The sequence below is a fragment of the Nocardia sp. NBC_00511 genome (assembly GCF_045161165.1).
Taxonomy (GTDB): Bacteria; Actinomycetota; Actinomycetes; order Mycobacteriales; family Mycobacteriaceae; genus Nocardia.
The window spans coordinates 6087168-6108981 of sequence record NZ_CP107849.1; the positions used below are offsets into that span (position 1 = coordinate 6087168).

Consider the following 21814-nt stretch of genomic DNA (forward strand, 5'->3'; position numbering starts at 1 on the left):
ACATGACGAGACCGCGGTGTGACAGACCGCACTTACGAAGGCGAAGACTATGAGTCGAAACGTTGCAACTGCGTTGCATCGGCGCCCAAGCGCCGGTCGAGCACGCGGATCTTGGCCTCGATCTGCGCATACAGCGGAGACTCACGATCAACGGTGGCGCGATAGGCGGCCCATGCCGCGGCATCGTCACGACCCTCGGCGCCCGCGGTCCATCGACTCAGGACCGAGGTGTCACCGGAACGTAATACGGCGGTCCGCAGGCGCACTCGCAATTCATCGCGAATGTCTATAACTCCGGGAGCGGTCGATCGCGGCAACACCGGACCCGAGTAGAGCCGCACCGCGGTGTCCGCATCCCCGGAATCCAGCGCCGCCCGCAGCGCCTCCACATCCGTGGCGATCGGCACTCGCAAACGGTAGGGACGCGAACCGAAGACATTGGAACCGACCACCGACCGCAGCCGCGACATGGCCGCGCGGATCGTGGCGTTGTCCAGATCGGCGTCGTCGAGCAGCAGCGCCAGATGGTCGGCCGACAAGCCCTCCGGATGCTCGGCCAGCAGCAGCAGGATCTCGGCATGCCGCTGCGACAACGGAACTCGCTCACCGGCCACCGTCAACTGCGGCTGCCCCAGCCCGAGTACCTCGAGACCCAGCCGCTCCGGCGCGGGCGCGTCCACGCCGGTCCGGCGATCATGACCCGAACGCACCGCGGCCAACAGCAGATCCATCTCCGCCGCCGTGGCCGCCGCCTTGACCAGCGCCAGAATCTCCGGGCGCGCCACCCGCACGCCGCCCGCGATCATCAGCACCCCGACCAGCCGACCGTCCGGGTCGTGCACGGGCGCGGCCGCACCGGTGATCTGATGCATGCGATGCAGGAAGTGCTCGGGACCGTGGATCCAGGCCGCACGGCCGGTGCGCACCACCAGACCGACAGCATTGGTGCCGACCCGGCGCTCGCTGAGGTCGTTGCCCTCGCGCAGACCCGCCTGCTCGGCGGCCTGCACGCGATCGGCCGTGCCGTGCACCGACAGCACCCGGCCGAACTGGTCCGCGATCACCACGATCAGGCCGGTGCCGGTGGCATCGCGCAGCAGCAGTTTGTCGACCAGCGGCATCACCGCAGCGATCGGATGGGCGTCGCGGTAACGCTCCAGATCCGTGCCGCGCAAGCCACGACCGTCACCGTCGTCCATCGGATCCACACCGCCGCGCACTGTGCGCAACCAGGATTCCAGGACCATCGGGCGAAGCAAACCGGGCAGTTGACCGAGTTGATCGCCGCCCAGACTGAGGTATCCGTGCGCTTGAGCGGCATACGTTTCGAGCGCCCCGAGTTGACTGCCCGGTTCGACGCCAGGGTTAGGGTGCCCCCCACCTGCGAGATTGCTGACCATTTGCCTTTCTTTCCGCCCCAAAGAGTACGGGAGGACCCTGACAGCACAGGCGGAAGCCGGACGTTTGTCCCGCAGGTCACATACCGTACGTATCCACCCGGAATGTGAGCCCGGTCTAATTGCCTCGCCGATGCGCACCCCGGGGATGCCCACCGGACCATCGGGCGAATCCACCGAACCAGACATTCAGCGGCGGTCGTCGTGCAAGGTGTCAGGGGTGGAAGAGATCGACCTGACCGACCTGAACCGGTTCGCACACGGGTTTCCGCACGACGTATTCGACCGGCTCCGAAGCGAACACCCCGTCTGGTGGCATCCACCCACCGCGAACACCCCCGACGGCGAGGGGTTCTGGGTGCTCAGCCGCTACGCCGACATCGTTGCCGCAGCCGGAGATTCGGCCACCTACTCCTCCGAGACCGGCGGCGACCGCAGCGGCGGCGGCACCCTCATCGAGGACCTGCCCGCCGAATGGGCCATCGGGAAACTGCTCAACATGATGGACGACCCGCGCCACGCCGGAGTCCGGCGACTGCTCTCCCCCAGCGTCGCGCCGCGCACCATCCAGCTCATCGAGGACGATCTGCGGCAGCGCGCCGCCACCATCGTCGACACCGCACTCGCCGAGGGCGACTGCGACTTCCTGCTCGACCTCGCCGCCGAACTCCCGCTGCAGGCCGTCGCCCAATTGCTCGGCGTGCCACAGGAAGACCGCCACCAACTCTTCGCCTGGGCCAACGTCGCCCTCGACTACGACGACCGCGAACTCGGCGAAGCCACCGCGCGCACCCAGCGGGCCGTCGCCGAAACCCGTGCCTACGGAACACAACTGCTCGCGGCCAAGACCCGCGAGCCCGGCGACGACCTGCTCTCGCTGGCCGCGCACGCCACCATCGACGGGCAACCGCTCACCGATATGGAGAAGGCCATGCTGTTCAGCCTGCTCATCGCGGCGGGCAGCGAAACCACCCGCAACTCGATAGCCGTCGGCATGCTCGCGTTCATCGAACGCCCCGAGAGCTGGCAGCGGCTGCGGGAGGACCGCGGCGAATTGGGCAGTGCCGTCGAGGAAATCCTGCGCTTCGCGTCCACCACCACCTACAACCGGCGCACCGCCACCCGCGACACCGTGCTCGGCGAACAGCGAATCCGGGCCGGGGACAAGGTGACCCTGTGGTGGTCGGCGGCCAACCGCGACCCCGAGGTCTTCCCCGACCCGCACCGCTTCGACATCACCCGCCGCCCCAACCAGCACCTCGCCTTCGGTCGCGGCGGCCACTTCTGTCTCGGGTCCGCGCTGGCGCGCATGGAGATTCGGGTGGTCTTCGACGCCCTGCTCGACCGGGTAGGCACCGTCGAACTCACCGCACCCGTCGAATACACCCGCAGCAACAAGCACACCGGCATCCGGCACATGCCGGTCCGATTGGCGGCCCGATGAGCAGGCCCGCAATCTAGTTGTGCGGCAAGGTCGGACGCAGCGACGCCGCATCGCGGGTCTTGGCCACACCCCACCACAGGCCCGCGCCATAGGCGATATCGTCCAGGCGCTTGCACGCGACATAGCGGGTCGGATCCAGACTGCCCGGCTCCCGATGGGTGAACCAGTCCGCCAGGCCCTCGGCCATCGCCATGGTGATCGCGACATGACGGATGCGGCGCGAACACAGCATGCCCAGCAGCGTCACCGGCCAGTAGTGACGGCACAGCGCCGACGCCAAACGCCAGACGCCGCCGGTGAATCCGCGCGTCATATATATGGCGGCCACCCGGGTCGGGTTGTCCAGCCCGGCGAAGACCCGGCGCAGCCGCACCAGCGTCGCGAACAAGGTCAGCACGCCACCCACCACACCCCAGCCGGACATGGTGCCCAGCAGCAGCGCCGCCACCGCCGTCCAGATCGGAACCGACAGCGGCGCCGCCAGACCCGGATGCCGGGCCGCCAGCGGCGCCACCCCCGTCCCGTGGGTGACCTTGTGGACGAACCACTTTCGCAACGACACCGGATTGCTGTGCGCCACCCGGGCCGCCGGCTCGTAGCGCAGCCGCCAGCCCGCCCGATCCAGCCGCCAGCACAGATCGACATCGCCGCCCGCCGCCATCGACTCGTCGAAGCCGCCCTCGGCCAGCAACGCCGGACGCCGCACCACCACCGCGGAACTCGGCACATAGGGCACCGGGCCGTGCGCGTGCACCGCCGACTCCCGGCGACCCCGATGCACCGAACCGCGCGTGTGCTCATAACGCGCCAGCACGGTCGAATCCGGATCCATCGCCAGAATTCGCGGCGCCACCAGCGCCACCTTCGGATCACTGAAATGGCCGAGCATCACCTCGAGCCATCCGGTCCGCGGCACCACATCCGGATCCAGGAAGGCCACGAATTCGGTTGCCGCGGCCCGCAGCCCGAAATTCCGGGCCGCCGCCACCCCGTGTCGCCGATCCCGCCGCAACACCGTCACCCGGCAGCGATTACGCCGCTCCTCCGGAATATGCACCGGCCGATCGGAACCGTCGTCCACCACGATCACCGTGTGCCCGCGCAATGCCGACAACAGCCGCGACAGTTCGTCGGCATGATTGTGCACCGGCACGATGACGGTGACGTCCTCCAGCGACGGTAAAAGGCGGGGACGCGGATTCGCGACCCCGGAGTCGAGGAGACGTCTGGCAACCCGAGCCGACGCAGGGTCGGTCACCTCGAGGTAGCCGTCACCGATCAAGGCCGCAGCTTCCGGCGCGAGCCGCAACAACCGAGTCGGCGAGCCGCCGACCAGGAGCCGTCCACCGGAATAAGTGCGCACCTTCGGATCGATTCGCACCCCGAAACCATCGGGAAGGCGATCATGGCGCATTCCCGAATGCTAAGTCAGTTCACAGGCAGCAATCATGATTGGCGCGGGCTAATTTTGGATCCGAGACCTTCGGGCCCCACCCCGGCCCGTCCGCGCGGGCCCCAACGCCCAGGTCACGGGTTGTTACTCGGGAGTGGTTGGGGCCGTAGCTCGACCGCACCAGGTTTCCGCGCTCTACACTGCGTGAGGAAAATTGGCGGGTGAACAGGTCGGGGCGGTTATCCGTGCCCTTGGTGGTCGAGGCGGTATGGGAGTCGGGCGTATGCAGACAAGCGGGGGCGGCAACACCCTCTCGGAATCCGAGATCGTCGAAGCCGCGCTGCGGGTGGTGCGACAGGACGGGGTGGAGAAGCTGTCGATGCGGCGGCTGTCGCGGGAACTCGGAGTTTCGCCGATGGCCCCGTATTACTACGTCGCCGACAAGCGCGAGCTACTCGATCTGGTGGCGACCGCCGCGCTGACCGGAGTGCGCAAGCCCGCACCCGAATTCGGCACCTGGCAAATGCGGCTGCGGGACCTGATCGACCAGATCGACGAGAAATTGCGCAAGCATCCCGGGCTCGGCGACGTACTGATCGAGCAGATGCTCGGCAAACAGCTGGATCTCATTGCCGCCGTGATGGAAATCCTCTTCGACGCCGGATTCGACGATCGCAATGTGCTGGCCGCCTACGCCACCATCCACACCGTGCTGTTCGGGCGCTCCAAGGTGAATCCGCGCGACCGCACGGCACTCACCGATCGGGTACTGCCCGAAGCCGTGGAACGCGCCACCAAGCATCTCGGAGATCTGCGCGGGCGCTTCTCCTACGACTTCTCGATGGACGTGCTGATCGCGGGCCTCGAGGCTCAGCTTGTCCGGCAGCGAGACAGCCACGTATAGTCAAACTAGAACACGTTCTAGTTTCGATAGACTGCACCGGCTGACCATCACTGCCGGGTTCGAGAGGACACTATGACCACCGTCGACGTACCGCACAGCTCACGATCGGCCGTGCTGCGGGTCTCCGCGGTCATCAACGAGACGGCCGACTCCTGCTCGCTGGTATTCGACGTGCCCGAGGACCTGCGTGAGCGATTCGATTACCAGCCCGGCCAATTCCTGACCCTGCGCATCCCCAGCGACCAGACCGGGTCCGTCGCCCGCTGCTACTCGCTGGCCAGCTCGCCGCACACCGACGACAAGCCCAAGGTCACCATCAAGCGCACCGCCGACGGGTACGCCTCGAACTGGGTGTGCGACAACGTCAAAGCCGGCGACTCGCTCGAAGTACTGCCGCCCTCAGGCGTTTTCACACCGAAGAACCTCGACGAGAACCTGCTGCTGTTCGCGGCGGGCAGCGGCGTCACCCCGGTGATGTCGATCCTCAAGTCGGCGCTCGCGCGCGGCAACGGACGCATCGTGGTCGTCTACGCCAACCGCGACCACGACTCGGTCATCTTCGCAGGCGAACTGCGTGAACTCGCGGGCAAGCATCCGCAGCGGCTGGTCGTCATCCACTGGCTCGAGCAGCTGCAGGGCCTGCCCAGCGTCGACTCGCTCGCCGCGCTGTGCGCGCCCTACACGTCCCACGAGGCCTTCATGTGCGGCCCCAAGCCGTTCATGGACTGCGTGCACGACGCCCTCGGACAGCTCGGGTTGGCGCGCAACCGCACCCACGCCGAGGTCTTCAACTCGCTCTCCGGCGACCCCTTCGCCGATGTCGCGCCCACCGAGATCAGCGCCGAGGAAGCCGCCGACGCGGCCAGCGTCGAGGTCGAACTCGACGGGCAGACCCACGAGATGAGCTGGCCGCGCAGCCAGACCCTGGTCGACATCATGCTGTCCAAGGGCCTCGATGTGCCCTACTCCTGCCTCGAGGGCGAATGCGGCTCCTGCGCCTGCACCGTGCTCGAGGGGGAGGTCCAGATGGAGAACGCGGAGATCCTCGACCCCGAGGACATCGCCAACGGCTACATCCTGGGCTGCCAGGCGCGACCGGTCACCGACCACCTCAAGATCCAGTTCTGAGCTGAGACGACTTCGGCCGCCGCGTGAATCACGCGGCGGCCGAACGTTTTTCAGGGCTTCGGTACCTTCAGTACGCCGAGAAGACGTTGTCGATCGAACCGTAGCGGTGCGCGGCGTAGTTGCACGCCGCCGCGATGTTCGCGACCGGGTCGTAGATGTCCCACGAGGTGCCGTCCACGTGGTATGCCTGGAAGGTCGGATCGATCACCTGCAGCAGCCCCTTGGACGGGATGCCCGCGGCGGCGTTCGAGTCGTAGAGGTTGATGGCCTGCGGATTACCGCCGGACTCCCGCTGGATATTGCGGAAGATGCCGTCGTAGCTGCCGGGGATGCCGCGCTGGTTCAGCACGTAGATGGCATTGCGGATCCAGCCGTCCAGATCGTTCGGGAAGACCGGCGGCAGCAGCTGCGACAGCGGCCCCGGCAGACCGGAGACGAACTGGCGCACCTGATCCTGTTGCGGCCCGGGCAGCGAACCGTTGAGCTGCACAGCTTGCTGCTGGACCTGCTGAGCGGTGCCCTGGAACTCGGGCGGGACACCGTTGATCTGATCGGCCGAGGCCGGGCCGGACGCGCAGACCACGGCCGAGACGGCCAGGGTGAAGGCGGCCACACCGGTGACGGTTTTGGCGGACTCGAGCGGGAAACGCTGGGAGAACAGTTTTCTCAAAGGCATGGCGATGGGGCGCAGCGCTGACCACGACAGGATCCCGACGACGGGACGACCCGTCGATGCACTGCATGGATCGGGAGCTGTATTGAGGGAGAACGGGATTGGGGAGATCTCCCAGCTATCGCCGCTCGATCACGCTCTCGCCGATGGCGGCGGTCTCCGCGTGATGGGGTGCCCCACTCGTTTCGAGAGGGTATCGGCCGTCGCCGACTGATAACAGAATGATTGCGCCAAATGAACGTAAACTTAACGCAAGGTGAACAATCAGTTCTGATGGCTCGAGCGGTACATCACAGCAACCGAACGGCTCACGATTCGCCCCGGCAGTGGCACGGAACTCAGCGCTGCGCGCGGTAATGCGCCCGCTGCTCGGCCGTCAGATGCTCGGTCGCGTAGCTCAGGGCGGTCCGGCCCATAGCGGCCGCGTGCGCGTCCAGAAAGCCCGTCAGCAGGCTCCGGTCCACCCGCTTGCCGATTTCCCGCAGCATCCAGCCCACCGCCTTCTGGATCAGATCACGGCGATCCCCGAGCAGCCGCTCACACAGCTCCAGTGTCGTCGCGGTATCGCCCGCCTTGATGAACGCGAACGTGGTCAGCAACGCGACCCGCCGCTCCCACAGCGAATCCGCCGCCAGCAATTCGTAGAGCAGCTCCCGCGGCCGCTCCAGCAACCACGGACCCAGCACGAATTCCGCCGAGCCGTCCACCAGGTCCCAATTGTTGACCCGGCCCCGCCGCACCGCGGCCACATACTGTTCGACGATCTCGCGCTGCCGCGCCTCGTCGCCCCCGCGCGTGGCCCGCGCCATCTCGCCGTTCAGAATCACCAGACCGGCCAGCCGATGCTCGTGCACCGCGCTGTCGAGCAATGCGTCGATCTCCGAAAGCGGCAATCCCGCAAACTGTTTCACCACCCTCCGGGTCTGCGGAACCCGGACGCCGATGAAAACATCTCCCGCGCCGTACTCACCCGGCCCGGTCTTGAAGAAACGCTGCAGGTGCACGGCGTCCGCCGGATCCGCGACAGCGGCCAGAGCCTGCTGAACAGACTGGGCCGTCATCGAATTCGGTGTCACGCTGCTTGCGCTCACCGCACCTCCCGCAGTCGGATCGATCGGAGCTGGTCCGAACGAATCCTAGAACGGCATCAAGCGGTTTCAGCCGCGGCCTGTAACAGCACCTCGCCGAATTTCCGCATGTGCTCCGCACCGCCGTACCAGGCGGACACCAGGTCCACCGCCGCGGTCCGGGTGCGGCGCGCGATCCGCGCCAGCTCCTCGACCGTGATCTCACCCGCCTCGGCGGCCTTGACCGCGACCTCCAGATCGTGGCTGGACACCAGCAGGCTCATGATGTGGTGCAGGTCGATCGCGGCCTCACTGCTGCGGAACTCCGCGGCCTTCGACTCGGCCGCGACCGGGCTCTGCTGCTCGACCGCAGCGGGCGCGATATCGGCGACCGCGGGGGCGACCGCGGGGGCCGCCTCCTCCGCCTCGCGCGCCGCCCGGCGACCGGACGGGGCACTGCTCTGATACGCCGGAACGCTGGCCTGATAGGCAGGTGCGCTCTCCTGATACGCGGGGGGGCTCTCCTGGAACAGGCTCTCCGAAACCGTATGGCGGGCAGGCGGTTCCGGGTCCGGGGCGTACCGGCGGCCCACCGGGTCGGAATCCAGGCTCGGGCGCGCGGCGTACAGCTCCTCGCCGGAGGTGGTGCGGGCCGCGTACGCCGAACCATTGGTCGCCGGACGCGACGCGAACGGGTCACTGTCCACGGCGACACCGTAGGACTGGCCGTCCGCGATCGAACCGAGCGAGTACGACACCTGACTGTCCACCGCGGAGCGCACCGCATACGGATCGTTGTCGGCGGTGATCCGCCCGGAGAACGACTCGGCGTCACCGGTGATCCGCGCGGGCACCGCATCGAGGTCGGGAGTGCGGCGCGGCAACGGTTCCGGCTCCGCGGCGATCCGGCGCGGCAACGGCTCCGGCTCCGCCGTGGTGCGCACCGTCACCGGGGCCGAGGACCACTGCACCGACGGCGCGGGCTGCTCGTGGCCGTTGCGGCCCAGCGACGCGTGACCGCCGGTCTCCACACCGGTCAGCACCGGATTCGAGACACTCGCGGAACTGTCCGGGTGAGTAAGGCGGTACCCCGACTGGCGGGCGCTGAGCGAATCCCCCGAGCCGGAGGTGAAATCGGCATCCATGGCCGCCATTCTTACCGGGCCGGGGCACCCGGTGCGAGTCGGGCCGCGGCGGAGCCCGCCGGAAAACAACAGCGGAGACCGCCGCGCAGTGGCCACGAAACCGGCTCACGAGCAACAGTATTGGGGGATTGACCGAACCCGCTGACCTGCGCGATTCAGCAGTTCGAGGGTGCCGGTTCACCCCGCAGCCTGGCATCGACCCAGGCCAGCGCCGACGGCAGGCCCAACACCGCCGCCGACAGATGCTCCGGCGAGACGTTCATATCCATTTGCAGCCGCACCCCGGCCGCACAGTAGCGACGATCGGTATTCACTATGGCGTCCACGGGAATCAGCGGATCACTCGGCGAATGCCACTCGAAGACCGGCATATTCGGCACCCCGTCGTAGAGCTCCAGACTGTTCTCGTCGAGCACCGACAGCACCGCCGGATCATCGATCATCGAAGTGCTGGCGGCGAACTCGCGCGCACTGTGCCCGGCCCCCAGCGCCATGATCTCGTTGGTGCAGCCATTGGCCATCGCATCGCGCACCGCCACCCCCTGCGCATTCATCTGAGAGCTGATCGGCAACCGATCCGGATACTCCCGCTCCAGGCCGATCGCCGCCGCCATCGCCAGCCCGAACGCCGGATGCGGTTGAAAGCCCAGGGAATTCACCATCTTCACCAGGTTCATCGGCACCCCGCCGGTGGCCGCGCCCGCGATCTCCAACTCCGGCGCGTACCGCGGCGCCAGCGCCGCCGCCCACGCCGTCGCCATGCCGCCACCGGAATACCCGGCCATCGCCACCCGGCTGTTGCCGACCGCCAGCTCCGGCACCCGCTTTGCCGCGCGAATCCCGTCCAGGGTGATCTGCCCGCCCAATTTCGCCGCACCGTACGCGAAGTCGGGGCCGAGGTGATCCGGCAGCGCCACCGACCAGCCGCGGCGCAACGCGGCGTTCAACGCGACCGCCTCGCGGACTTGAAGATTCGGATCCGAGGTGTAGAGGACCCGCGACACCGCGCACTGCGCGCCCAGGCCGTTGATGATGTGCTGATAGGACAGCAGCGGACCGTCCGGCTGATGTTCGCGCGGGGTGAGCACCGTGGTCACCGCCGCGATCGGGCCGCCCTGCGAATTCGTGGAACGGAACTTCACCATGGTGACCGTGGTGTCGGGAAAGATCAGCAGCGGCGGCATCGGCCGCACGGCCAGCACGTCACCGGGCGCGTGATCGGCGACATCGGCGGGCCGGGCATAGAACGGGTCCGGATCCGGCTGTGGATAGCTCGGCGCGGCCTGCGCAGTCGGCATCGAACCGGCTATCGCCAATCCGGCCGCCACGGCCCCGAACCCACGCAGCAATCGGTGCGCCCTCATCAGTGTCCTCCACGGCTGTCCCAGTGAGATTCGGGCTCCGTTGCCCCACACCGAGTCTCGTTCGAGAGCCGAGAAGAAGAAATAGCGACACGCCAGCAAACATTTCTCACCGGGTGCGAATCCGGTGCGGACTCAGCCCATCTGGGTCATGCCCGCCGCGACCACCTGCGCCACATTCATGATGTCGTCACCCGCCGGCAGCAGACCGTCCAGCGCGTGCAGCCGATCGGTGCTCGCGATCGCGAACATCGCCGACACCCACGCCGCCGCACACGCCCGCAACGTCCCCGGCTGCACCGGACCCGGCGCACTCGCCTGCAACACCCGCGCCGTCACATCCAGCAGCTGATCACGCATGCGGCGCAACTGTTTACGCACATCCGGATGGGTATCGGCCTCACGCCACATGATCACCCGCAGCACCGAGGAGTGATGATCGCGCAGATTCAACGCGGCATCCATATTGACCAGGCTCTTGGCCGGATCACCCGGCACGATCACCGCGTCGATATCATCGATCGGCTCCGGCGGCACCCGCTCGGCCATCAACGCCGAGAGGATCGCGTCCTTGGTCGGGAAGTAATAGAAGACCAGCCCCTTGGGCACCGCGGCCGCCTCGGCGATGCTCGCGGTCGCGGTGGCATCGAATCCGTGCTCGGCGAACAGCTTTTCGGCGGCATCCAGAATGAGCAGACGGGCATCCCCGTCGACCTTCTTGCTACGCCGACGCCCCACCCGGCGCGGTGCGGGTTCCCCTCGCAGCGGCTCGGATTCGGCCCGTGACGGTCTGGGCACTGCTCGACTTCCCTCCTCACGCATCGCGACGGAGGCTGCCGCCAGCGGTCCGGCGGACGTAGACGACAAGCATATCCCTCGGATACGCCGACCTCACCGGGAGAATGCGAGGTCGGCGCTCCGGAGCAGCTCGATCAGTGGTGCAGCACGCCGTTGACGCGGCCCGACACCTCGGGCATCGAGGCCAGGCCGACCACCAGGGTCAGTGCGCCGACGATCCAGGCGACCCACGAGGCGCCGCTGAAGCCGCGGAAGTCCATCACCCACGGGGAGATGAACAGCAGGATGCCCAGCACACCCTGGGCATAGCCGTTCCACGACGGCGCACGCTTGGCGACCTGCGCCAGGCCGGTGAGTGCGATCAGCACACCCAGCACGACAAGGGACCACAGCGCGTGGTTGCTGTGCGCTACCCAGATGGGCGACAGGGCAGCGACGGCGCCGAGGACGACAGCCACGGCGTCCTGGGCGCGACTCACGGTGAACATGGGATGCCTCCTTCAAGGCGATGAAAGTGTTCTTCTCTCGTTGTATTCCTGATTGACCGGTCGATCAATAAATGGGTGGATACGATTCGGCGGCAGATCGGATGTGACCGGCGACACATCGGTCCCCGACCCCGGGAAACGATATGGTTCGGGGTATGTCGGATTCGGTAGAACAGGTTCTAATTGTCGGTGCGGGCCTCGGCGGCCTGCGCACCGCCGAAGAGCTGCGACGTGCGGGTTACCAAGGCGAAATCACCCTCCTCGGCGATGAGAACCGGGCGCCCTACGACCGGCCGCCGCTGTCCAAGCAGTACATGCGCGGCGAAACCGATGACACCGCCCTGCGCCCCGCCGAATTCTTCACCGAACACGACATCCGGCTGCGCCTCGACACCACCGCCACCGGCGTCGACACCGCCGCCCGCCGCGTCCGGCTCGCCGACGGCACCGACCTCGGCTACGACGCGCTGGTGATCGCCACCGGATTGCGGCCCCGGCGCATCCCCGGCCTGCCCGACGTCCACGGCGTCCACGTCCTGCGCTCGCACGCCGACGCCGCCGCACTGCGCGCCCACCTCGACACCGCCCGCCGGGCCGTCGTCGTGGGCGCCGGATTCATCGGCTGCGAACTCGCAGCAAGCTTCCGGGCCCGTGGCCTCGACGTGACCATCGTCGAACCCCAGCCCACTCCCCTGTTCGCCGCCCTCGGCGCCGAAGTCGGCGAACTCGTCGCACGGCTGCACCGCGGCGAAGGCGTCGACCTGCGCTGCGGCGTCGGCATGGAAGCCCTTGTCACCGAGGGCGATTCCATCAGCGGCATCCAGCTCGGCGACGGCAGCGTGATCCCGGCCGACCTGGTCGTCATCGGCATCGGCTCGGCGCCCGTCACCGACTGGCTCACCGACTCCGGCATCCCACTCGCCGCACCCGCCGACGGCGGCGGCGTACTCACCGACGGCACCGGATACACCGGCGTCCCCGGCGTCTGGGCGCTCGGCGACGTCGCGGCCTGGCCGCACCTCACCGGCCGCCACCGGCGCGTCGAACACTGGACCAACGCGGGCGAGCAGGCCCGCATCCTCACCGAAGCCCTGCTCGGCGTGGAACAGACTGCGGGCGTACAGGTTCCGTACGTGTGGAGCGACCAGTACGACATGAAGATCCAGGTCCTCGGCGTCCCGGCGCTCGCCGACGAGATCCGGGTGATCGACGACCAGGGACGCAAATTCCTGGTCCACTACCTGCGCGAAGGCACCGTGGTCGCCGTGGCCGGCGCGAGCATGACCGGCAAGGTCATGAAGATGCGGGGCCAGCTGGCCGCCGCCCTGCACCCGCAGACCACCTCGGCCTGAGCAGACCCACAACCCATGGCCCGCTGCGCAACTCGGCGGGCGGTGCCAGACTGCCAAGCATGAGCGACAGCGCACCCACCATCAGCTGCGGCACCCGCACCCGGACCCAGCCGGAGGCGCACCTGCGGGCGGGACGACTGGCGGCGGCCCTCGTCGCCACCGGAATCGGGCGCGGTGACCGCGTCGCGGTGATGGCGCGCAACGACATCGAGTTCCTGGAGGTGTCGCTCGCCATCGCCGGGGCGGGCGGCAACCCGGTGCCCGTCAATACCCGCTGGACCGCACCGGAAGTCGCGCACGTACTGCGGGACGCGGACGTGCGGCTGACGCTGGCGCACACCGAGTTCATCCCGGTCATCGAGAAGGCCTGCGCCACAGCGGGAATCAGGCCCTCGATCATCGAGATCGCGATGCCGCCCGAACTCCTCGAGGAAGCCGGGCTCGATCCCGAACTGGCCCGGCCCACCGGCCGCCACCCACTGCTCGAAGAGGCGATCGCCACCCACCCCGAACCACTCGGCCACCTCGAGGGCGCCATCGCCGACAGCATGGGGCTGATCTACACCTCCGGCACCACCGGAAAGCCCAAAGGCGTACTGCGGCAACGACTCACGGCCGAACAGCTGCTCGCCATCGCCGGGGCCACCGCACAGCGCATGGGGCTCACCCCCGGCGGGCAGATGCTCGTCGCCGGACCGCTCTATCACGCGTCACCCAACGCCGTCACCGTGCTGGCACTGCGGATGGGCACCAACATCACCATCATGCCGCGCTGGCACTCCGAACGATTCCTGCGGCACGTCCACGAACGCCGCATCCAGCAGGCCAAGATCGTGCCGACCATGCTCTCACGGCTGCTGAGCCTGCCCGCCGAGATCCGCGACCGCTACGACACCCGCAGCCTCACCCACCTCGTGCACTCCGCCGCACCCTGCCCGCCCGCCATCAAACGCGCCGCCATCGACTGGTTCGGCGACGCGGTCACCGAGTTCTACGGATGCAGCGAATGCGGGCCCCTCACCTGGATCAGCGGCGCGGAATGGCTGGCACACCCGGGCAGCGTCGGACGGCCCGCCGACGGATCCGCCGTGCTCATCGCCGACGAGCACGGCACCGCGCTGCCCATCGGCTCGACCGGGCGCGTGTATGTCCGCGGCCCCGAATTCTGGCCCGGCTTCGGCTATCTCGGCCTCGGCGCGCCGGACACCGAGGTCGAGGGGATGCTCTGGGTCGGTGACCTCGGCCGTCTCGACGAGGACGGATACCTCTACCTGACCGGACGCGACTCGGAGGTCGTCAACCGCGGCGGCGTCAATATCTACCCGGCCGAGATCGAAGCCGCCCTGCTCGGCATCGACGGCATCGAGGACGGCGCGGTACTGGGAATCACGGACCGCACCGGCGACCTCGGCGAGGAGATCGCCGCCTACGTACTCGCCCGGCCGGGCATCGAACTCACCGCCGACGCCATCACCGCCGCGCTACGCGGGCAACTCGCCGCCGACAAGATCCCGAGCCGCATCCGGATCGTCGACACCCTGCCCCGCGACGACAACGGCAAGATCTACAAGAAGCAGCTGCGCGACCGGCTCGAAGACCGCGGCGCCACCCGGCGGCCATAGACCGAACCCGCCGGAATCCGACCCGCGGTTCGCGATGAGCGGGGGTACTTCACTACCGTACGAGGGGTGATCGTCGCGCTCATCGACTCCGGACTGGGGCTGCTGCCAACGGCCGCCTGGTTGCGGACGCTGCGGCCCGAACTCGATCTGCTGCTCCTCAACGACCCCGACGGTGCGCCCTGGGGTCCCAAACCCGAGCAGTGGGTGATCGACCGGGTACTGGACACCGCCCGCCTCGCCCTCGACGAAGGCGCGGAAGTCATTGTGCTGCCCTGCAATACGGCCAGCGTCACCGCCCTGGAACAGGTGCGGGCCATGGTCGGGCCGAACCTGCCGGTGATCGGCACCGTGCCCGCCATCAAACCCGCCGCCGCGGCCTGCCGCACCATCGCCGTCTGGGCGACCGCCGCCACCACCGCCAGCGCCTACCAGGCCGACCTGATCACCCGCTTCGGCGGCGACGCCCAGGTCACCGGGGTCGCCTGCCACGGCTTGGCCGACGCCATCGACCGCGGCGACCTCGCCACCATCGGCACCGCCATCGCCGACGCCGCCGCCCGCACCCCGGTCGGCACCGAAGGCATCGTGCTCGGCTGCACCCACTATCCGCTGGTCCTCGACGACATCCTCGCCACCCTGCCGCCCGGCATGCGGGTCTTCGACAGCGCCGAAGCCGTTGCCGGACAGACCCTGCGCCGCCTCGACGCCCTCGGCAAGGCCGCGAACGGCAGCGGCAGCGTGCGCGTCATCGCCTCCGGGCGGCCCGGGCGGTTGCCCAGCGCCGCGGCCGCTTTCGAATCCGGGCGGCTACTGGGCGCGAGCACCGGCGATCACCAGGCACTTCCCACCACCTGACCGGTTTCACCTGCCGTCATATGGGCAGACCGCGCATATGAGCACCGAAACCGAACACGACGAAGACAGCGGGCCACAGCCGCCGCCGGTAATCACCCCGGAACCCGAAGTGCGGCGCGAACATCGAGAAAAAGCCAAGCAGATGGCCGAGAACTACAAGGATGACCGGCCCACCACCGTGCTGCCCGGCAGCGACGGCATGATCTCCGGCACCGCGGTCACCGACTGGCTCGACGACGAGGGCAAACCGATATTCGGCCGCGAGGGCTGAAAACGCAAGCGGCACCGCCCCTTCCGGAGCGGTGCCGCTTGTGTCAGCGATTCAGGGAATCACTTGATGATCTTGATGACGCGACCGGCACCGACGGTGCGGCCACCCTCACGGATCGCGAAACGCAGGCCCTCGTCCATGGCGACCGGCTGGATGAGCTTGACGATCATCTCGGTGTTGTCGCCGGGCATGACCATCTCGGTGCCCTCGGGGAGGGTAACGACGCCGGTCACGTCCGTGGTACGGAAGTAGAACTGCGGGCGGTAGTTGTTGAAGAACGGGGTGTGGCGACCGCCCTCGTCCTTCGACAGGATGTACGCCTGGCCCTCGAACTCAGTGTGCGGAGTCGTGGTGCCCGGCTTGATGACAACCTGGCCGCGCTCGACATCTTCACGCTTGATGCCACGAACCAGCAGACCGACGTTGTCGCCCGCCTGGCCGTTGTCGAGCAGCTTGCGGAACATCTCGATGCCGGTGATCGTGGTCTTCGTGGTCTTCTCGCGGATGCCGACGATCTCGACTTCCTCGTTCACGTTGACGATGCCACGCTCGATACGACCGGTGACGACGGTGCCACGACCGGTGATCGTGAAGACGTCCTCGATCGGCATCAGGAACGGCTTGTCGGTCTCACGGACCGGGTCCGGGATCGACTCGTCGACAGCGTTCATCAGCTCGATGATCGACTCGGTCCACTTCGGGTCGCCCTCGAGCGCCTTCAGACCGGAGACGCGCACGACCGGGGCGTCCTCGTCGAATTCCTGAGCGGCCAGCAGTTCGCGGACCTCCATCTCGACGAGCTCGAGGATTTCCTCGTCGTCGACCATGTCCGACTTGTTCAGCGCGACCAGGATGTAGGGCACGCCGACCTGGCGGGCGAGCAGCACGTGCTCACGGGTCTGCGGCATCGGGCCGTCGGTGGCGGCCACGACCAGGATCGCGCCGTCCATCTGGGCCGCGCCGGTGATCATGTTCTTGATGTAGTCCGCGTGGCCCGGAGCATCGACGTGCGCGTAGTGGCGCTTCTCCGTCTGGTACTCGACGTGGGAGATGTTGATCGTGATACCACGAGCCTTCTCTTCCGGCGCCTTGTCGATCTGGTCGAACGCGAAGGCCGCGTTCAGGTTCGGGTACTTGTCAGCCAGCACCTTGGTGATCGCCGCGGTCAGCGTCGTCTTACCGTGGTCGACGTGACCAATGGTGCCGATGTTGACGTGGGGCTTCGTCCGCTCGAACTTCGCCTTCGCCACTGTTGTCCTCCTGGACTAGTTAGTGCGTGCTTTTTTTGCAGCAGTGCGGTTTGTATTTCAGGGGGTCGTTCGACGACCGATTCCGGGGCGGGTTCTCGCAAACCCGCCCCGAACAGCGATTACTCGCCGGTCGCCTTGGCGATGATCTCCTTCGACACGTTGGCCGGAACCTCCGCGTACGAATTGAACACCATCGAGAAGTTCGCCCGGCCCTGGGTCTTCGACCGCAGGTCACCGATGTAGCCGAACATCTCCGAGAGCGGAACCAGCGCCTTGACGACACGGGCACCACTGCGTTCCTCCATGGCCTGGATCTGGCCACGGCGGGAGTTCAGGTCGCCGATCACTTCGCCCATGTAGTCCTCGGGCGTGATGACCTCGACCGCCATCAGCGGCTCGAGGATCACCGGACCGGCCTTGCGGGCCGCTTCCTTGAGGGCCGCCGAACCGGCGATCTTGAACGCCATTTCGGAGGAGTCGACCTCGTGGTAGGCGCCGTCGAGCAGCGAAGCGCTCACGTTCACCAGCGGGAAGCCGGCGAGCACGCCGTACTGCATGGCGTCCTGGATACCGGCGTCGACCGACGGGATGTACTCACGAGGAACGCGGCCACCGGTGACCTTGTTCAGGAACTCGTAGGTAGCGCCGTCCTCGGCGTCGACCAGCGGAGCCAGGCCGATGATCACGCGGGCGAACTGACCCGAGCCACCGGTCTGCTTCTTGTGGGTGTACTCGTGCTTGTCCACGGCCTTGGTGATGGTCTCACGGTAGGCCACCTGCGGCTTACCGATATTGGCCTCGACCTTGAACTCGCGCTTCATACGGTCGACGTAGATGTCGAGCTGGAGCTCGCCCATACCACCGATGATGGTCTGGCCGGTTTCCTGATCCAGCTTCACGTTGAAGGTGGGGTCCTCCTGCGCGAACTTCTGGATCGCGCTGCCCAGCTTCTCCTGGTCGGCCTTGGTCTTCGGCTCGATCGCCACCTGGATGACCGGGTCCGGGAAGGTCATGGACTCCAGCACGATCTGGTTCTGCGGATCGCACAGGGTGTCACCCGTGGTGGTGTCCTTGAGGCCGATGACCGCGTAGATGTGGCCGGCGACGCCCTCGGGAACCGGGTTCTCCTTGTTGGAGTGCATCTGGAACAGCTTGCCCAGACGCTCCTTCTTGCCCTTGGTCGCGTTGATGACCTGAGCGCCGGAGTCGACCTTGCCGGAGTACACCCGGATGTAGGTCAGCTGGCCGAAGAACGGGTGCGTGGCGATCTTGAACGCCAGCGCCGCGAACGGCTCGTCGATCGACGGCTTGCGGGTGAGGATCTCGTCTTCCTTGCCGGGGACGTGACCCTGCACGGACTCGACGTCCAGCGGGTTGGGCAGGTAGTCGATGACCGCGTCGAGCATGGGCTGCACGCCCTTGTTCTTGAACGCGGAACCACACAGCACCGGGTACAGCTCGGAGGCGACGGTCAGCTTGCGGATCGCGGCCTTGATCTCCTCGACGGAGAGCTCTTCGCCACCGGCGAACTTGTCGAGCAGCGCCTCGTCGGACTCGGCGACGGTCTCGAGCAGTTCCTCGCGGTACTGATCGGCCCGGTCCTTGAGGTCGGCCGGGATCTCGACGACCTCGTACTGCTCGCCGAGCTTGGTCTCGCCCTTCCAGACCTTCGCGTTCATCTCGACCAGGTCGACGATGCCCTCGAAGCTGTCTTCGGCGCCGATCGGCAGCTGGATGACCAGCGGCTTCGCGCCCAAGCGGTCCTTGATGGTCTGGACGGTGAAGTAGAAGTCAGCGCCCAGCTTGTCCATCTTGTTGACGAAGCAGATGCGCGGCACGTCGTACTTGTCCGCCTGACGCCAGACCTGCTCGGACTGCGGCTCGACGCCTTCCTTGCCATCGAAAACGGCAACGGCGCCATCGAGAACACGCAGCGACCGCTCGACCTCGACCGTGAAGTCGACGTGGCCGGGAGTGTCGATGATGTTGATCTGGTTGTCTTTCCAGAAGCAGGTCGTCGCGGCCGACGTGATGGTGATACCGCGTTCCTGCTCCTGCGCCATCCAGTCCATGGTGGCTGCGCCATCGTGGACCTCACCGATCTTGTACGTGATACCGGTGTAGAAGAGGATGCGTTCGGTAGTCGTGGTCTTACCGGCATCGATGTGGGCCATGATGCCGATGTTGCGGACCTTGTTCAGGTCGGTGAGCACGTCCTGTGCCACGGAAATCTTCCCCGCTCGTAGCTAGTTGGGATTAACGGGATAAGCCCCGGAATGCTCCGAAGCCCTCGGTGTCAACGTCGGGCGCGACGCGGAAGTGCCTCGCTTGCAACAGCTCAGCGGTCGCGCCCGACATGTGACTCGTCTCCCGGCAGCTCCGAACGGAGGGCCGGGCCACAGGTCACCAGCGGTAGTGCGCGAAGGCCCGGTTCGATTCGGCCATCTTGTGGGTGTCCTCACGACGCTTCACCGAAGCGCCGAGACCGTTGCTGGCATCCAGCAGCTCGTTGGCGAGACGCTCGACCATGGTCTTCTCGCGGCGAGCGCGGGAGTAGTTGACCAGCCAGCGCAGCGCCAGGGTGTTGGCGCGACCGGGGCGGACCTCGATCGGCACCTGGTAGGTGGCGCCACCGACGCGGCGGGGCTTGACCTCGAGGGCGGGCTTGACGTTGTCCAGCGCGCGCTTGAGGGTGACGACCGGATCGGTGCCGGTCTTCTCACGGGCCTGCTCGAGGGCACCGTAGACGATGCGCTCGGCGGTGGACTTCTTGCCGTCCAGCAGGATCTTGTTGACCAGCTGCGTCACCAGAGGGGAGCCGTAGACCGGGTCGTTGATCAGGGGACGCTTGGGAGCGGGACCCTTACGCGGCATTAGCTCTTCTCCTTCTTGGCGCCGTAGCGGCTGCGGGCCTGCTTGCGGTTCTTGACACCCTGGGTGTCGAGCGAGCCACGGATGATCTTGTAGCGCACACCCGGGAGGTCCTTCACACGACCGCCGCGGACGAGCACCATCGAGTGCTCCTGCAGGTTGTGACCCTCACCGGGGATGTAGGCCGTGACCTCGACCGCGCTGGTCAGGCGAACACGCGCGACCTTACGCAGCGCGGAGTTCGGCTTCTTCGGGGTCGTGGTGTACACGCGGGTGCACACGCCACGACGCTGCGGGCTCCCCTTGAGGGCCGCAGTCTTGGTCTTGGAGACCTTGTCGCGGCGACCCTTGCGGACCAGCTGGTTGATGGTTGGCATAGACCGGCTTTCCTTATTAGTAACCAGGTGTCTGGAACTTCATGTCTTTGTCATTCGAGCTTTACGCCCAGTTCCCGCGGCATTTCGTTCCCACGAGGTCGGGCGTGTCGTGCGCTGTTGCAGGGCCCAGTCCCGGGCACGCCGAAAAGGTCAGCCGCTCTCGCTGGCCTACGTACTGCACACGAACTTGCCCGAATGCTTCCGGGCACAGCGGTCCACGATACCCGCACGCTCTGAGGGGGGCAAAAAGGGGTCCCCCCGCCGGGGCTGGTAAAGAGCCTATCGGGCGAGGTTCAACGTCAACTCCACCAGCTTGCGGGCCGCATCGCAGGGATCGCCGTGCTGGGATCCGGCGCGATAGTTGACCCACCAGCCCACGATGCCGGTGTCGGCGGCGGGTGCGCTGACCCCGCAGGAGTCGGGGTCGTTGGGCCGATGGGTTTCGACCGAGCGGCGGCCCTGCACCATTATGTCGTTGCTCACATACTTCAACCGGTCGTTGTTGGCCTTCTCGTTGCTGAGCGAGCCGAGTTCGTACCAGCTCAGCGTGACCATGCCGCTGCCCGCGGTGCCGCCGGTGAGATTCCACATGCAGACCGCGCCGTTGAAGGACGGTTCAACGTACATGCCGTCGCCGACCGTCTTGCCGATGTCGTCCACGGCGACCACGGTGCATTCGCGCAGCAGCTTGTCGAAGTTGGTGTTGATCTTGGAGGTGCCGGTGTTGCCGCTGGTGCCGCCCGCGGGCAGCGCGTTGCCGGACACCGTCTTGCCGCAGCCGCCGACCGCGGCGGTCACCGCGAGCACGGCCAGCACGACCCCTGTGCGGACGCCTCGCCGCTTCCCGTCGATCCTTCGCATCCCGGTGCCCCTGATCATCCGAGTCGCTGCACGGTCAGTTCGGCCATCTTGCGGGTGCGGTCGCAGGGATTGCCGAGGTTGCTGCCGCCGAACAGGCCGTAGGAGATCGACCATTCGAAGAAGTCGTCGTCGAGCTGGACCGCGAGGTCGCACACCGCGTTGCTGGGGTCGAGGGCCTGGAAGCCCTTCTTACCGCCCACCTCGATGGTGTCCGGGGTGCGGCCGACGCTGGCGACCCAGGCCTTCTCGCGGTCGATCGGACTGCCGCGGTAGGACGCGAAGGTGACGCTGGCGGAGCTCACCCCGCCCGCCTGCCAGTTGCAGCCGACCGAATTCTTGAAAACCGAAGTGACGGCGCCCAGCCCGCCCAGGTCTCGTACCTCGTCGTCGGTGAGGTGGCCGCACTCCCCGACGAACGGGCCGAGCGTGGCCACTTTGGGCTGCGGTCGCAGGCCCGGTTCGTCGTTGGAATCATGGTTGCCCCCGCACCCCGACAGCAGCAGGACCAGGCTCACGCCCGTCACCATCGCCGACGCCATTCGCATGGGCTGAACTCT

The 21814-nt window shown here is 67.2% G+C and carries 21 protein-coding genes; 7 read left to right on the top strand and 14 right to left on the bottom strand.

Features of this window, described 5'->3' with window-relative positions; translation table 11 throughout:
* Window positions 1-47: 47 nt before the first annotated feature.
* A complete protein-coding gene (locus tag OG300_RS28360) occupies window positions 48-1247 on the bottom strand; it encodes a GAF domain-containing protein (RefSeq protein ID WP_405486130.1) in 1200 nt (399 codons plus the stop codon).
* Window positions 1248-1608: 361 nt separating this feature from the next.
* Between OG300_RS28360 and OG300_RS28365 the strand changes: the two genes are divergently transcribed.
* Entirely contained in the window at window positions 1609-2841 is a 1233-nt protein-coding gene (locus OG300_RS28365) for a cytochrome P450 (RefSeq protein ID WP_405498705.1), read from the top strand.
* Window positions 2842-2854: 13 nt separating this feature from the next.
* Here OG300_RS28365 and mftF read toward each other — a convergent pair whose 3' ends face one another.
* Window positions 2855-4255, bottom strand: coding sequence for a mycofactocin biosynthesis glycosyltransferase MftF (mftF, locus tag OG300_RS28370; RefSeq protein WP_405486132.1), 1401 nt, complete (start codon window positions 4253-4255; stop codon window positions 2855-2857).
* Window positions 4256-4517: 262 nt separating this feature from the next.
* Between mftF and mftR2 the strand changes: the two genes are divergently transcribed.
* Window positions 4518-5138 carry a mycofactocin system transcriptional regulator MftR2 gene (gene mftR2 / locus OG300_RS28375; protein WP_405486134.1) on the top strand — a complete coding sequence of 207 codons (621 nt, stop codon included), beginning with the start codon at window positions 4518-4520 and terminating at the stop codon, window positions 5136-5138.
* A 72-nt stretch (window positions 5139-5210) separates the two neighbouring features.
* Window positions 5211-6266 carry a 2Fe-2S iron-sulfur cluster-binding protein gene (locus OG300_RS28380; RefSeq protein ID WP_405486136.1) on the top strand — a complete coding sequence of 352 codons (1056 nt, stop codon included), beginning with the start codon at window positions 5211-5213 and terminating at the stop codon, window positions 6264-6266.
* Window positions 6267-6333: 67 nt separating this feature from the next.
* On the opposite strand, the gene OG300_RS28385 is transcribed toward OG300_RS28380, so the two are convergent.
* The 6 genes from OG300_RS28385 to OG300_RS28410 form a co-directional block, all read right to left on the bottom strand.
* The gene (locus tag OG300_RS28385) at window positions 6334-6942 is read right to left on the bottom strand and encodes a transglycosylase SLT domain-containing protein (protein ID WP_405486138.1); all 609 of its coding nucleotides are present in this window, start codon (window positions 6940-6942) and stop codon (window positions 6334-6336) included.
* Window positions 6943-7277: 335 nt separating this feature from the next.
* Window positions 7278-8000, bottom strand: coding sequence for a DNA alkylation repair protein (locus OG300_RS28390; RefSeq protein ID WP_405498706.1), 723 nt, complete (start codon window positions 7998-8000; stop codon window positions 7278-7280).
* An 86-nt stretch (window positions 8001-8086) separates the two neighbouring features.
* The gene (locus OG300_RS28395) at window positions 8087-9151 is read right to left on the bottom strand and encodes a hypothetical protein (protein ID WP_405486140.1); all 1065 of its coding nucleotides are present in this window, start codon (window positions 9149-9151) and stop codon (window positions 8087-8089) included.
* A 155-nt stretch (window positions 9152-9306) separates the two neighbouring features.
* A complete protein-coding gene (locus OG300_RS28400) occupies window positions 9307-10515 on the bottom strand; it encodes a lipase family protein (protein WP_405486142.1) in 1209 nt (402 codons plus the stop codon).
* 132 nt (window positions 10516-10647) lie between these two features.
* A complete protein-coding gene (locus OG300_RS28405; RefSeq protein ID WP_405486144.1) occupies window positions 10648-11310 on the bottom strand; it encodes a TetR/AcrR family transcriptional regulator in 663 nt (220 codons plus the stop codon).
* Window positions 11311-11444: 134 nt separating this feature from the next.
* Window positions 11445-11798: an SPW repeat protein gene (locus tag OG300_RS28410; RefSeq protein WP_405486145.1), complete on the bottom strand. Its 354-nt coding sequence runs from the start codon at window positions 11796-11798 to the stop codon at window positions 11445-11447.
* Window positions 11799-11953: 155 nt separating this feature from the next.
* Here OG300_RS28410 and OG300_RS28415 point away from each other — a divergent pair, with 155 nt between their 5' ends.
* From OG300_RS28415 to OG300_RS28430, 4 genes are all read left to right on the top strand, one after another.
* Complete coding sequence (locus OG300_RS28415) at window positions 11954-13150, top strand: NAD(P)/FAD-dependent oxidoreductase (protein ID WP_405486147.1); 1197 nt, start codon at window positions 11954-11956, stop codon at window positions 13148-13150.
* Between the two features lie 59 nt (window positions 13151-13209).
* Complete coding sequence (locus tag OG300_RS28420; protein WP_405486149.1) at window positions 13210-14772, top strand: AMP-binding protein; 1563 nt, start codon at window positions 13210-13212, stop codon at window positions 14770-14772.
* Window positions 14773-14838: 66 nt separating this feature from the next.
* A complete protein-coding gene (locus tag OG300_RS28425) occupies window positions 14839-15627 on the top strand; it encodes a glutamate racemase (RefSeq protein ID WP_405486151.1) in 789 nt (262 codons plus the stop codon).
* Between the two features lie 37 nt (window positions 15628-15664).
* Complete coding sequence (locus OG300_RS28430) at window positions 15665-15898, top strand: hypothetical protein (protein ID WP_405486153.1); 234 nt, start codon at window positions 15665-15667, stop codon at window positions 15896-15898.
* A 59-nt stretch (window positions 15899-15957) separates the two neighbouring features.
* On the opposite strand, the gene tuf is transcribed toward OG300_RS28430, so the two are convergent.
* The 6 genes from tuf to OG300_RS28460 form a co-directional block, all read right to left on the bottom strand.
* The gene (tuf, locus tag OG300_RS28435; protein ID WP_405486155.1) at window positions 15958-17148 is read right to left on the bottom strand and encodes an elongation factor Tu; all 1191 of its coding nucleotides are present in this window, start codon (window positions 17146-17148) and stop codon (window positions 15958-15960) included.
* 119 nt (window positions 17149-17267) lie between these two features.
* Window positions 17268-19373 carry an elongation factor G gene (fusA, locus tag OG300_RS28440; RefSeq protein WP_405486157.1) on the bottom strand — a complete coding sequence of 702 codons (2106 nt, stop codon included), beginning with the start codon at window positions 19371-19373 and terminating at the stop codon, window positions 17268-17270.
* A 178-nt stretch (window positions 19374-19551) separates the two neighbouring features.
* Window positions 19552-20022, bottom strand: a complete 471-nt coding sequence (rpsG, locus tag OG300_RS28445) for a 30S ribosomal protein S7 (protein WP_364642683.1) — start codon at window positions 20020-20022, stop codon at window positions 19552-19554.
* Window positions 20022-20396 (bottom strand): 30S ribosomal protein S12, encoded by a 375-nt coding sequence (gene rpsL / locus OG300_RS28450; protein ID WP_019049359.1) that lies wholly within the window; start codon window positions 20394-20396, stop codon window positions 20022-20024. Before rpsL ends, rpsG begins: the two co-directional genes overlap by 1 nt.
* Window positions 20397-20675: 279 nt before the next feature.
* Window positions 20676-21257 carry a DUF3558 domain-containing protein gene (locus OG300_RS28455; protein WP_405486160.1) on the bottom strand — a complete coding sequence of 194 codons (582 nt, stop codon included), beginning with the start codon at window positions 21255-21257 and terminating at the stop codon, window positions 20676-20678.
* Between the two features lie 14 nt (window positions 21258-21271).
* A complete protein-coding gene (locus tag OG300_RS28460; protein WP_405486162.1) occupies window positions 21272-21802 on the bottom strand; it encodes a DUF3558 domain-containing protein in 531 nt (176 codons plus the stop codon).
* Between the last annotated feature and the right edge of the window lie 12 nt (window positions 21803-21814).